Here is a 13892-nt window from a genome sequence, read left to right on the forward strand (position 1 = left end):
TCATAAATCTATTCTTAATTTTAATAGACAGGACTTAAACTGACATTGGTGATAAAAATAAAGGAAACACGATTTAAAAGCTGCGAAACTTAAAGTCCTGGCGCTCATAAAAAATGATAGTGCTGAAGTTAAGGTGAATGGCTTTAAGACCAACAAGGAGTATCAAAATATCAAATTTAGCAACTCATCAGAAAGTTATGACAAACAAGTTAGGAGTGTTAAAGTTAGCTGAAACATTAGGAAATGTCTCTTAAAGCTTTCAAGATGATGGGATATTTTAGAGATAGCTTTTATAGATTTAAAGAGCTTTACGAAACAGGTGGAGAGGCAGCTCTTCAGGATCTGACCCGCAAAAAGCCCTGCATAATAAGCAGATTGGACGAATCTATCGAAAAAGCTGTGGTTGATTTTTCTCTTCAAAAGCCAGCTTATGGACAATTAAGAGTATGTAATGAGCTTGAAGAAACAAGGAGTTCTCATTTCGCCAGGGGGTGTGCGTTCTGTTTGGCTTAAAATATAATCTTTAAGACTTTCCAAAAACGCCTCAAAGCATTGGAAGCTAAGATGGTTTTAAGAAGAAATGATATTAACAGAGGACCAATTAAAAGCTTTTGAAAAAGCCAAGGAAGAAAAAGAGGCACATGGCGAAATTGAAACTGAACATCCAGGCTATTTACTAGCTTAAAGATACTTATTATGTAGGCACTATTAAAGGTGTGGGACGCATTTATCAACAGACAATGATCATACTCATTCTAAGGTAGCCTTCGTCAAATTATATGATAGGAAAAATGCTTGGGTAGCAGCGGATATGCTAAATGATCGAGTCATTCTTTGGTTTAAAGGGCAGGATGTTCGGATTTTAAGAGTGTTAACCGACCGTGGGACAGAGTACTGTGGCGCAAGAGAGCACCATGGGTATGAACTTTATCTGGCCATCGAAGATATGGACTATTTTCGCACGAAAGCCCGACATCCTTTAAACAAATGGAATCTGCGAAAGGTTTCACCAGACCATCCCGAACGAATTTTATGCCATAGCTTTTAGGAAAAAAGTGTTTAAAAATGTTGAAGAATTACAAGGGGATGTAGATAAATGGAAGAAGGAGTAAAATAACGAAGGAACATATACAGGAAAGTATTGTTTTGGTAAGACGCCTTTACAAAAATTCTTAGATGCAAAACACTTGCGCCAGGAAAGATGTTAGATGAGTTACAACTGACAGAAATAGTATCTGCCAGGTAACCCATGTTTGTCAATTCAAGTACTATCTATGGCAATTCAATTGAAAACTTGCTAACAGATGTTTTGTAACTATTGTGCCACTTTACATTAACACCTTGCTTTTTTATAGAGGACCGCCTTGCTTGACGAGCTGATCCCAGTATTGGCACATTTCAGCAGATAAGTAGGGGCGTATACTTTTGAAATCAGGATCTCTAAAAGGATACTCAGTGTCAATAAAAGCAAATTTTCCTGATAAAGTATAGGGAATGTTATCAGGTCTATAGCTTGATCCATTGGCGCGACTGATAATAATATAAAGTTCATTGAGTATCTCAGGGGTTACCTTACTTCTCCATGCTAAATAATTTTGTTCCTTAGGAACAAGCTGCATGTCTTGTACGATCAATATTGCTACTTTGGGATCTACGCCGGCCGCTTTAGCAGGTGCATGGAAAGAGGGCAATACATAAATATATTTTTGGGGCACAGTAAAATACTGAATATTTTTTTTCTTTATTACTTTTCTTACTAAATTAGCGCCTGCACAACGCCGAGCAAACCATTTCCAACCAGGAACATTACGTTTAATGCGAAGTTCAGTATCAAAATAAAGCTTAATCAAATAATCAGGTAAACTAGGATGCTTAGCTACAATGATAAAGCTTCTAGGTTGCTTGTAAAGTATATTAAAACCTGCTTCTGTTAATGTTTGTGAGTTAAAGGTAACCCTAGAGGTTTGGAAGATTTGATCTGCAATGGCGGTAATTTTTGAGTTAGCTGGTAATAGGTAGGGAGCCAGTTCTTTTTTAATTTTATTATTAACTAGAGGATTATCTGAAACATTTTTGAAGCTATAGGTTCGCTCTGCTAAAGTTTTATTCAATGGCTCTGCGGAGGACTGAGGCTCATCATTCAGAGTTAACCATATCGAACGAACTTCTTCCTCGCATCTTTTTAGCATACCTTCATCATTTATATAATGGGCTTTCTCATAAGCTTCTTTTATGGGAAAGAGGGCAGGATAGAATGCTATGGCTCTTGCCCATAAATATTCAATTTCCTCCGGCGCAAATGTAAGAGGAGAAAGAGGGGAGTCCTCTTGGGCAGTAGATTCAATATCTTCTTGAATATAAAAAAGCAAAGAGGCGATAGCTTGGATAGTTTGACCTTGTGTATCTTCCCTAGCAGGTGATATTTCAGCAAAAAGCGCCAAAGAGTAAAAGAAAGACACAAATAACGTGGGAAAAACGAAAAAAAGTTTATATTTTGTAAAGAACGTCATGGATACCATCTTGTTAATAGTGAGCTGCTTAGGTTATTTTATATTTTGTTTCATTCAAGACTATATATATTTATAAGTTTTTTAAAAGCAAAAAATAAGTGACTCAAGAAGAAAATATAAATACCTAGCTGCCTTCTTCCAGCAAGCAGAGGAGCCTTAAAGCTATGAATATTGAAAAAGGCGACAAGCGTTCTATCTTATTTTTTGATAAACTATCAGGCAAAAGGGCTTTTAAGCTTGCATGCAAGTTGCTTTTAGAACCAAGTGGCTAGCCTCTTCTTTTATAATCTCTATTTTCTTCCCAAGCAAACCCCATCATGGCGGTACGATTGTCTACAAAAGAGAGCTTTCTCTAAAAGGTACCCTCAATCGAAGCGATCAGAATGGCAATCCTTCTTAGTTGGCTAACCGCAAAGGAGATAAGTTAGAAAGATGCTAGCTTAAAGGCCATTCTTTCCTGGCAGCCAATGGCAAGCAAGCAGACTGGCTTAGGGCAGAAGAAGCTTAGAAATAGGCAAGCTTTACTGAGTTTTATGGCAAGAACCCGTATTAATGAATCGATAGATTATCAACTTATAAATTTAACTATTAAAATTAAGATATCCATTTAGGTTTCTAGCCGTATGTTCCCTCAGGCTTTTCAGATGCCATCCAAGTTTTTCTACTGCTAAAAAGGTTAAAATATTAAAAAGTAGGTAAAATAGAGAAAAGTGAAGGCCTTTACTATTGCATGCCATTCCTTCACCTCATGTTCTTCGAATGTCTACACTTTTTTAAGAGAGATTAGAGGCTATAATTTAGCATCTAGAAGCAGCTTTTCAGCTTCAGCTTCTATTTCCCATTTTTGAGCAAGCTTTAAAGCTGTGTTAATTAGTAATAACTGAGGAGATAGGGGGGAGAGAGTAGCATCATTCAAATTTTCAATTGCATCTAAAATATGCTCTCTAATTGATTCATAAGCAGCTAATTTAGAAGATGTTTGTTTAGCTACTTCATAATATTTTTTTACTATCAAATCATGTAAAGCATCGAAATAACAATCAGCCTTAGGGCTAATATGCTGTAAGCGTCTATAAACAAGTTCAGGCTTCTCTGCTGCATCTTCTCTTGCAGAAGTGAGGCAAGCTATTCCTAAGATACTTGCTATTTTATTCTTTTTCTCTTGGGACAAATTAGTTTCTATTTGCTCATGTAAATTATATCCTGCGTCTACTAGATTTATAATTATAGAGTTTGCATAGCCTAATGTTTTTTTGTCTAAAGGCTCTAACAGGAAGGTTAAAAATTGTGGGAGGGTACCAAATGACTCAAGCCAAGGTTGCGGGGAATCCATTAAAAAAGAGGAAGAATTTCTTATAGTTTCCTGATAAGTTCTAATGATTTTAATTAAATTAGCTAGTTCGGTTTGAGTATGGATAAGCAATCTGGGAACTATCACCTGCTGTTCATACATTTTTTTTAAAGACAATCTTGCCATTTCCACGCTCGTCCGATCGAGAGAATTTTCTATTATCTCATTATAAATAATTGCTGCAGTTAACAGGCAGGCGGACCAATTTTTAGACTCTTTAGAATAAAGATAAGCTTTGTCGATATATATGCGAGAGAGTAGATGATTTATTTCATAAGTTGGCAGGGAGTTGTAGTAGAGCTCTAAAGCCGTACGATCGTTAACCTGATAAACCTCTAGATCAGTCGATAAATACTTAATAGCTTTGTCATAACATTCATTAGCTCGCAATAAATTTTTCTCTATTTTGTTATTATCACCTACTGCCCAAATTTTGCCTGCATGAAAGGCTGCTACACTAGCTAGATAAGGAGGACACTGAGGATAGCTTTGAAGCTTATAATATAATTTTAAGAGAGAAGTTGCCCTGCTATCATCTTCACTTTTAGCCGAATATAAAGATTCGGCTAAGCAAAAAATTAATAATATCGCTTGCTCAGGACAGAGTTGGTCAATAATTTCATCAACCACCGCAAGGTCGCTCAGTTCATTTCTTAGCATATCCATCAATATTAAATTTAACTTAGATTGAAGGATGACTTCAGGGGGGTAAGATAGATCTTGCACAATTTCTTCAAACAATTTCTTTATGAGCTCTAAATTAAGTCCTCGATTTAATGGATTGAAAGAATTTTTAAAAGCTTCTTCAGCCTGGTAGTAAATATTAATTTTTTCCAAGAAGGAAATGGGGACTACCGGAGAAAAGTGGTAAGATGTACTTGCTTGCATTGTTTCAAATACTCACGCTAAATTAAAGCTTTAAATTTCGGCTAATGGTGTGGATTATTTTCTCAAATATTTAAAGAGGAAAACGAGAAAAAATTCCTCTAATTTGTCTAAACCTCATCTTCTGATTTTTTATTCAAAAAAACTAGGCTTTAAACACATAGATGCTTTCTTAGACCGAAGCATAACAAAGCTCATTAAATTAATCTATTTCTTTTTACGAGGCATAGAGCAAAGAAATTTACTTTTTTAGCTAACTTTTTTTAAGAGATTTTATGGAAAAACTAATTAACCTAATTAGCTTAGACCTTGCTTAAGATTATTTATCGAAGCTATTCATAGCTGAAAAAAATTATTTGTATTCCCTTAAGCTAATCCATCTTTAGAGCCACGCTTTTTATTTAAATAATAAATCTACATCTTCTCTAAGGAGTACCAAGCTTATGAAGCTTCCTATAAGCTTAGCTTTATTTATAAACCTTAGGAAGGATTGATAGGGGCAAAAAAATATTATTTTGTCCTCTACTCAATGCATTGCCTGAAGGCTTTGCCTTCTGTAACAGAGGATTTAATGAGCCGAAAAATAAATCTTATGTTCATCTAAAGCAGGTATAGTTCGCTAAAACTTTTTTAAGCTCTATCCTCAGCCTAAATCTCTGATTTGCTTCTTCTGTGAATAAAAAATTATATTTTAAATACTTTATAAGAATAAATTTTTTTAGGGCGAGTAATCGGGGACCCTATGGATATCTCTTTCCCTATTTAAAACAGCACCTCTTACTCCTTTTTCCTTGCATAACTCATTTCAGTTTGTCAAAATAATCCCATTCGATGAATCTAAAAGATTAAATAAATTATGAATACTCCCTCTTTTGATGTTAGTTCTGAATTTAAAGTTTCACCTATGATGAGCCAATGGCAAGCTTGCAAGCAAGCAGCAGGAGAAGCTGTTTTACTTTTTCGCCTAGGGGATTTTTATGAAGCGTTTGATGCGGATGCTGTTTTAATTGCTAAGGAATTAGATCTTACGCTTACTAAAAGAGGCGAGATTCCTATGGCAGGCATTCCTCATCACACTAGCGAAGCTTACATAGATAGATTAGTATCTAAAGGATTTAGAGTAGCTGTTGCCGAACAAATAGGGGATCCTAAAACCACTAAAGGGATAGTAAAAAGGGAAATTGTTAGAATTGTTACCCCTGGTACTGTGATTAACTCTACCTTATTATCCGATAAAGCAAACAACTTTTTTGCTTCTATTCATCGAGTAGGAGAGGTTTTTGGACTTTCATTTATTGACTTAACCACTAGTGAGTTTAGAGTGGTAGAGTTTGAAAATGAGCAAGAACTACTCAACGAAATTTTTCGTTTACGTCCTTCAGAATGCTTGGTCTCTCACAAATTTCAATCTAAGCATCAAGACTTATTAAAAAATCTTCGACAGGCACAAGATTTTCTCTTAACAGCTCAAGAAGATTGGCGTTTTGAACATCAAACGGCTTATAACTTTTTAATCAACCATTTTGGTGTTCATAATTTGGATGGTTTTGGCTTAAGAGGCATGCTAGCAGGTATAAATGCAGCAGGGGCTATCTTGAATTATCTTCAGGACAACTTGTGCTTATCGATCGAGCATATTCAGGAAGTTCGTACCTATTCTACCTCGCAATTTATGTCTCTTGATCGCATCACGCAAAGAAATTTAGAGATTACAGCCAGCTTGTATGATGGCTCTAGGAAAAGTACTCTATTGAACATCCTAGATAAGACCTGTACTCCCATGGGTGCACGTTTGTTGCTTAACTGGGTAAAGCTTCCACTTCTATCTATAGAAGAAATTAAGCGTCGTCAAGATGCTATTGAGGCTTTTTTCAATAATAAAACAGCTATTGATTTAGTTAAAAAATTGCTAGGAAGAGTCAGGGATTTAGAACGTTTAATGATGAAAATTAGCTCCGGCTATGCCTCGCCCCGAGATTTGGTAGCTTTAAAATGTTCTTTTGAAGAATTTCCCCAACTTAAGCAAGCCTTGCAGCCTTTGACCATTTACTCAACCTTATTGGAGCAAGAGGAACAAAAGTTAGAAAATCCGACCTCAATGACAGATCTAATCGCTCGCGCTTTAGTCGATGAGCCACCCTTAAAGATCAGTGACGGACAAGTCTTTCGGGAGGGCTATAATAATGAATTGGATGAATTGCGTTCCATCCGTCAAGATAGCAGAGCTTGGTTAGCTAATTATCAAACGCGTTTACGCGAGGAGACAGGAATTAAAACCTTAAAGGTAGGTTTTACGCGCATGTTCGGTTATTACATAGAGGTGAGCAAAGGTCAATCTGATCGTATGCCCGCAACTTTTCAGCGTAGGCAAACCCTGGTCAATGGGGAACGTTACATCACTTCAGAGCTAAAAGAATTTGAGCAAAAAGTTTTAAATGCTGAAGAGCGGATTTTAGCCATCGAAACAGGCCTATTTAATGCCCTTCGCGAAGAAGTAACCAAGTATACAAAGCAAGTTTTTAGCATTGCTCAAGCTATAGCCAAAATTGATGCCTTACGTTCATTAGCGGAAGTAGCACTTTTCTATGATTATACGCGGCCTATCGTAGATCATAGTAGCATTTTACAAATTATTAGCGGCCGGCATCCCGTTATTGAAGCCATTAATACGGGAGAAAAATTTGTCCCTAATGACACTCTCATGGATAATGAGGCTAATCTTTTACTGCTCATTACAGGCCCTAATATGGCAGGCAAGTCTACCTATATTCGCCAGGTAGCTTTGATAACTATTATGGCGCAAATAGGTTCTTTTGTTCCTGCTAAAAGCGCTCATATCGGTGTCGTCGATAAAGTGTTTACACGCATAGGAGCTAGCGATGACCTTTCCCGAGGCCAATCCACTTTTATGGTCGAAATGACTGAAACAGCAAATATTTTAAATAATGCTACTGGCAGATCTTTGGTCATTTTAGACGAAATTGGAAGAGGGACAAGTACCTATGATGGAATTTCAATCGCTTGGTCAGTAGCTGAGTATTTATTAACAACCGAAGGTAGCCAGGCTAAAACTCTATTTGCAACGCATTATTGGGAGTTAACAAAATTAGAAGAACGCGTGCCGGGCGCAGTCAATTATCATGTAGCCGTTCATGAAGCAGAAGATGTCATTGTTTTCCTGCGCAAAATTGTGCGGGGAAGCACAGATAAAAGTTATGGAATTCATGTAGGCCGTCTAGCAGGCCTTCCTTTACAAGTTATTTTAAGAGCTAAAGAGATTTTAGCGCATTTAGAAGAAAATGCTAATCAAAAAAGCGTTTTTGAACCCTCCAAGCCTAAAAGGCAGATGCCAGCAAAAAAAAATAAATTTAATGAAAGGCAAATGACTTTCTTTGGATAATTTTACCTAGAAATTAAATTGCTAATAATTAACCTTATGAGCTTCACTTTTTGTATATTTTTAATTTTAAATTGACAGATTTACAAGCAATATGCGAATAAGAAGATGTCCTTAAAAATAAATTCTTAGGAGGTCTCTTATGGATACAAAAAAACAACATCAGCAAAAAAATTCCTCACAACAGTCTAACGCAAAAACTAATTCTTCATCGCAGAAACAAGAATCGCATCAGCAAAATAAGAATAATTCCACAAGCAAAAAATAAATTTCTAATGAGCCAGTTATTCCAGGAGCGTTTTACGCTCCTGGAAGAGTAGGATTTTGCTTAATTTAACCGTCTATCTTCTCATCATAACTTCGCTAATTTAACCTAAATACATTTAAATATTAAAAAATACTAATGAGGATATGGGTGTAGATTTATTTAAAATCCTGTAGAGAGAGTCAGTTAAATTTTGCAAGCCTTTAAGTAGGCAATGATAAATAAAGCCTTTCTTAACACAAAACATTATCACCAGCACAGGACAGAATTTTTTTTCAAAGCTCAGTCTAAATATTCTCAAGAGCAGGGTTACTATCTGTCATATCAATCTTTTTAAGTTTACCCTTTAGCTCACATGCGTTAAGTCTATCTATCAAGTTAGGGGTGTCAAGAGTAGACGCACCCTATAAAAACATGCTCAAAAAAGTTCCTTTTAAAAGAAAGACTAAAGGCTAACCAAAAAGAAAAGTCCAAACGCAAAAATCTGGTTAAGCTTTATTGAGTCCGTATGTTATCGTAAATGCATGATTAAAAATTTTTGTAGTTTGATAGCTCTTGATATCGATGGAACTCTAGCAGTAAAAATGCAAAACATTCCACCCGCAGTGATTCATTATTTGACAACCCTACATCAGCAAGGAGCTATGTTTGTTTTTGTAACAGGACGGACATTTGAGTTTGGCCATCAGGTATTAAAAGAGCTTCCCTTTAGCTATTATTATGCAGCTCACAATGGAGCTATACTTTTGTCCATGCCAGATCGTAGAGTCATCATTAAAAAATATTTGGATTGCTCCGTTCTTCTTTCTATGGAAAAAATTTGTGAAAGTACATCTACTGATTTTGTAATCTATACGGGCCTAGAAGGAAACAACCTATGCTATTACCGTCCCAGCCATTTTTCTCCAAACCTTCGATACTATCTAGAAAAACGACGCCAAAGCTTTAATGAGGAGTGGATTGCTGTAGAAAATTTTAAGGAGATCTCTTTTAAAGAATTTCCTTCCGTTAAATGTTTTGGGGAGGAGGAGACAGCTCAATATGTCGCAGAAAGGATGGAAAAAAACTTAGAATTGCATGCGCCTGTTATTAAAGATCCTTTTGGTGAGGGTTATTATGTCGTTCAAGCCACTCACTCACAAGCTAATAAAGGCTATGCTCTTCGCCAGCTAATTGATCAATTAGGATATGAAGGAGTAGTTATTGCCGCAGGCGATGATCTAAATGATTTAAGTATGTTTGAACAAGCTCACATTAAAGTGGCTATGGCTGATGCTCCTTTGCAGCTTAAAGCCAAAGCAGATATTATTGCTCCCCCTGCTTCATCGTTAGGAATCATAAAAGGTTTAAAAGAAGCGCTCGCACAGTAAATGAAAGTATCAAAAAGTACTAATCTATATCCTCTCGTGACTGTGGGAGCCCTAATTGTAGCCGATGATGGAGATATTTTGCTCGTGCACTCTTTTAAATGGAAGGTGGACTTTACCATTCCAGGAGGAAAAGTTGAGCTGGGGGAGTCCAGAGAGAAAGCGGTAACTCGCGAAGTTTTAGAAGAAACAGGATTATTTATTAAAGATTTGCGTTTTGCTTTGGTCCACGATTCTATATATTCTTCTGAATTTATTAACCCCAATCATTTTGTCATGAATGACTACGTTGCACGTTTATCGCCAAATTCTTCTAAAAATCATGTTATTCTTAATGCAGAAGCTGATCACTACATTTGGATCTCTCCCGAAAAAGCTTTAGGGTTAAGCTTAAATCGAGAGCTATATAGCTTGATTGAATGGTATATACAACACCCTTACCAAAACTTTTAATATGTTAGGAATCGTCGGATTTAAAAATTATCGTCTCTCTTGTATTATCGGTGTCTACCCATACGAACGTAAGCATCCTCAAGAATTATCAATAGATGTATGCTACGAAATAGATTTTGCGCTTATCACCCTTTCAGATGACTTATCAAAGGCTGTTTGCTATGCAAGCTTAGCAGAGTTTTGCAGTCAAGTTGCCCAAGAAGGTGCCTATCAAATGCTAGAAACTTTAGCTCACGAGCTTGTTCTTAAGCTAGCAGATAAATTTTCTCTTCATTGGGTAAAAGTGATGATAAGAAAGGAAAAGGCTATTTCTTTAGCATCTTGTGCATTTGTCGAGTTAGAATATGGAAATAGGCTTTCAACATGAAGTGGACATTAGTAACAGGGGGAGCTAAAAATTTAGGCGCAGCGATTTGTTTAGAGTTAGCTAAGCAAGGGCATGCGATAGCCGTCCATTATAATACAAGCAAGGAGGAGGCTCAGCTTGTTGTAGAGAAATGCTCTTATTACCAGGTGCCTGTCCAGGCAGTCCAAGGCGACTTTTCTACCATTGAGTCTACCCAACGCTTTATTAAGGAATATCAAAAGCATTTTGCTGAGACTAAAAATTTAATTAATAACGTGGGAAATTACCTACTCGGGTCTAGCTTAAAGACAAGCATATGTCAATGGCATGATCTATTTCAAACTAATCTACATGTTCCTTATTGTTTGATAAAGAATCTTTTACCTAGCATCAAAAAATGGAAGGGATCAATTGTCAATATTGGAGTTGCTGGCTTGAATGCAAACCGTGCAGATACTTATGCAACCGCTTATACAGTCTCCAAGTCAGGTCTTTTGATGCTAACTAAATCGCTAGCTCTTGAGCTTGCAGCTGATCAAGTGCGAGTAAATATGATCTCTCCAGGATATTTAGAAGAATCTTTGGATCTCCCTCATCCTATAACAAAAATTCCTATGCAGCGGGTAGGCCGTAGAGATGAAGTGGCACAATTAATAGGATACCTACTGTCTGACCAAGCCTCATATATAACCGGACAAAACATTGAAATTGCAGGAGGAACAAGGCTATAACCATGCAAGATGATTTACCCATCCATAACACCTTGGAACGTCAGCTTAATGAGATGGCTTTAGCAGCCGGACGCAAAAGGCAGAGCAAGCAAACTGGCTTTATTCATTACTTTTATCCTGAGCCAGAAGATGATCTTTCGCAAACTATTCCTGTTGCTGAAAATGTTTGGTTTATCCTGGCGTTACTAAGAAGTAAAACAGGCGAGCAAATAGCCGAAGCAAAAGATAGCTTAGAACGCTTACTTTACTTTCAGAATCCACTAGATGGTAATTTTCCAGTGTACATGCATGAGTACCCTCATTGTAAAGATAAATTTTTTGGGGCTCAACTTTTACCTGCATTTTATTATATATTGAAAGAGTTTCATGCTGTTTTAGGGGTTGATCTTCGACACCGTTTAGAATCCGCGATAAGTCATCTGCTATCTTTTCTATTAAAAGCTTATACCGAACAAGCTTCTACCTATTCAATCGGGCTAAAAATTGCTGCTGCTGCGAAAATGTTAGGTATTGAGTTAAAAAACAAAGCATTTGAAACCTATGGAGAGCAGCTTTTGCAGCAGCTTCTTTCGATGAAAATGCAGGCAGCCTGGTTTATTCCTTCTTTTATTGCTGATATTTGCATTGCTTTACAGCTAGCCTATACGCATATTCAGTACTCAGAATGGCTCGCTTTTTGGCAGCATTTAGCAGCTACTTGGCATGCGCCTACAAAATCATATATTGGACCATGGCTTAAGCTTTATCAAGCTAGGGATGAGCCTCAGCCGACTTTATATGATCTATATCTAGGTTATTTTGGTAAAGAATTCTCTAGCCGAGCTTTAAAAGAAGCCGCTTACCATCTACAGGCCGTACAGATACGTCCTACGGGAGAGTTTTTGCCTGTTAAAAGTCTACCTTTCACTTTTGCAGGCTCCTGGCAAGAAAGCCGCTGGCTTACCCATCAAGAGAAGACCTTTGCCTACAGCTTGATTGATAAAAAAGCTCTTTTTAAAGGGTTCGAGGAAAATGCTTTTCATCCATTGAGCATCATTTGGGGGAACGAGTATAAGGTTCATTCTTTTGTATGCCAGAAAAGCAATTGGGAAAATCTAGAATTTAATATTAAAGATCAAGAAATTGAACTAGATTTTGCTTTATCGGCTGTACCTGAACTAGAAGAGCGCGAAAAATGCCGAGAGCTTTCTTTCTTTTTTGACGTTGATCCTACAGCTGAAATAAGTTTAGAAGGCCAATTAGCTTCTACCTTTGAATTAGGGGAAACCTTTATTTTAAATACTTCCCACATAGCTTTGTCTTTAAGGATTGTTAAAGAAGCGGGAGAGGGCAAATTTATGGGCCATCTAATGCGTGGAAACCGATCTAGTCAAAATCAGCTTAAAGGGATTAATCGTTTCCAATCTTATGATTGGAATGTATTTATTAGAACCTTAAGGCGCCAGGCCACCTGTAAACTTAAAGTCCGATTACAAATTATGCGATGTGTAGACTAAAATTATTGCTGCTGGTCTTTCTTTGCGCTTGTACATACAAGCCTCAAAGTGAGAGTTACCGGCTTTTTTATCATCATTTAGAGCAAGCTTGCCCAAGAAAAGTATGTGAAGAAAAAAGCCCTTACTTTTTAGTTATTCTAGTCGAGGCACGGCATCTAGACTATTCATGCCCGCGGTCATTTTTTAAAACTTTAGCTAAACATCCTAGCGACGGTACAAAAAATGGAGATGTTGGGCATGCCTGGATTTACCTGCAGGGAGTACTAGAGGAGGATAGCCAAGAAAAGAGCAGCTATGTATTCCTAGAAGGAGGCCATTCGGGAGAATTAGGATGTATGCAGCCCCGCTATATGGAAGGAGTATTTCTTCAAGCTGAACAGGGCGAGAAAAACCCTATTGCTTATTTATGGCAGACGCAGCATGATGGCTTTTTTCAACACGGTCCTGGCCGCCATTATCCCACCTTTGCAGCTAAAATAAATTTAACAGCCTCGCAATTTCACTTAATCTTAAAATTCATAAAAAATTATTCCTTCTCCAACTACGCCATTATAGGTAATCAGTGCTGCTCATTTGCTACTCAAGTAGCTGCCTTGGCAGGCCTCATCCTAGAGAGTAAAATAACCTTAAAAATAGACCCATTTTTTCATATAGGAAACCATACAATTTGCTTGTGGAAGGATCCTCTTTATTCTCAAATCACCTTTTTCTCGCCTGATGTATTAGAAAGAAGCTTAATGCAAGCTGTAGCTGAAGGGCGTGCCGAAGAAGCCCTTACCTGGTATAAAAAGAAGTATCCTTTGCGACGTCGATGGAAAAAAGAAGATTTCTTCCTATTTCCTAAACGTTACCTGCGCTTAAAAGCTTTGTAATATCTTTTAAAGAAACTACTTCTGTAAAGCTTAAAAAGGGGAATCACCTTCCTAGCCGCTCTCTCTTCTTAAAGAGAGGTTTGATTAAATATAGGAGTGCTTAAGAGGCGGCTCAAAAAGGTATAAAAAATTTTGTAAGTTTTTATAAAGATATCCAAACCGGTAATAAAGAAAGCCTATTAGCAATTGCTTTTTATCAATTAAAATATTTATTTTGTT

The 13892-nt window shown here is 37.0% G+C and carries 9 protein-coding genes and 1 pseudogene; 8 read left to right on the forward strand and 2 right to left on the reverse strand.

What is annotated here, in order from left to right; all coding sequences use genetic code 11:
* The first annotated feature begins 137 nt into the window (after nucleotides 1-137).
* A pseudogene (locus tag TY21_RS04125) lies at nucleotides 138-1208 on the forward strand (helix-turn-helix domain-containing protein).
* Between the two features lie 141 nt (nucleotides 1209-1349).
* Here the strand turns inward: TY21_RS04125 and TY21_RS04130 are convergent.
* Both TY21_RS04130 and TY21_RS04135 read right to left on the reverse strand, forming a co-directional pair.
* Entirely contained in the window at nucleotides 1350-2510 is a 1161-nt protein-coding gene (locus tag TY21_RS04130; RefSeq protein WP_042239064.1) for a hypothetical protein, read from the reverse strand.
* A gap of 790 nt (nucleotides 2511-3300) precedes the next feature.
* Complete coding sequence (locus tag TY21_RS04135; RefSeq protein ID WP_042239061.1) at nucleotides 3301-4749, reverse strand: hypothetical protein; 1449 nt, start codon at nucleotides 4747-4749, stop codon at nucleotides 3301-3303.
* An 853-nt stretch (nucleotides 4750-5602) separates the two neighbouring features.
* Here TY21_RS04135 and mutS point away from each other — a divergent pair.
* From mutS to TY21_RS04170, 7 genes are all read left to right on the forward strand, one after another.
* Nucleotides 5603-8146, forward strand: coding sequence for a DNA mismatch repair protein MutS (gene mutS, locus TY21_RS04140; protein ID WP_042239059.1), 2544 nt, complete (start codon nucleotides 5603-5605; stop codon nucleotides 8144-8146).
* Nucleotides 8147-8932: 786 nt separating this feature from the next.
* Nucleotides 8933-9778, forward strand: a complete 846-nt coding sequence (locus tag TY21_RS04145) for an HAD-IIB family hydrolase (RefSeq protein WP_042239056.1) — start codon at nucleotides 8933-8935, stop codon at nucleotides 9776-9778.
* A complete protein-coding gene (locus TY21_RS04150) occupies nucleotides 9779-10228 on the forward strand; it encodes an NUDIX domain-containing protein (protein ID WP_042239053.1) in 450 nt (149 codons plus the stop codon).
* A 1-nt stretch (nucleotide 10229) separates the two neighbouring features.
* Nucleotides 10230-10595, forward strand: a complete 366-nt coding sequence (locus TY21_RS04155) for a dihydroneopterin aldolase (RefSeq protein ID WP_052354317.1) — start codon at nucleotides 10230-10232, stop codon at nucleotides 10593-10595.
* Nucleotides 10592-11305, forward strand: a complete 714-nt coding sequence (locus TY21_RS04160) for an SDR family oxidoreductase (RefSeq protein WP_042239051.1) — start codon at nucleotides 10592-10594, stop codon at nucleotides 11303-11305. The genes TY21_RS04155 and TY21_RS04160 overlap by 4 nt, the downstream gene beginning before the upstream one ends.
* A gap of 2 nt (nucleotides 11306-11307) precedes the next feature.
* Complete coding sequence (locus tag TY21_RS04165) at nucleotides 11308-12801, forward strand: hypothetical protein (RefSeq protein ID WP_042239049.1); 1494 nt, start codon at nucleotides 11308-11310, stop codon at nucleotides 12799-12801.
* Complete coding sequence (locus tag TY21_RS04170) at nucleotides 12789-13673, forward strand: hypothetical protein (protein WP_052354315.1); 885 nt, start codon at nucleotides 12789-12791, stop codon at nucleotides 13671-13673. The genes TY21_RS04165 and TY21_RS04170 overlap by 13 nt, the downstream gene beginning before the upstream one ends.
* Nucleotides 13674-13892 lie beyond the last annotated feature (219 nt).

Origin of the sequence: Neochlamydia sp. S13 (assembly GCF_000648235.2) — a bacterium.
Taxonomy (GTDB): Bacteria; Chlamydiota; Chlamydiia; order Chlamydiales; family Parachlamydiaceae; genus Neochlamydia.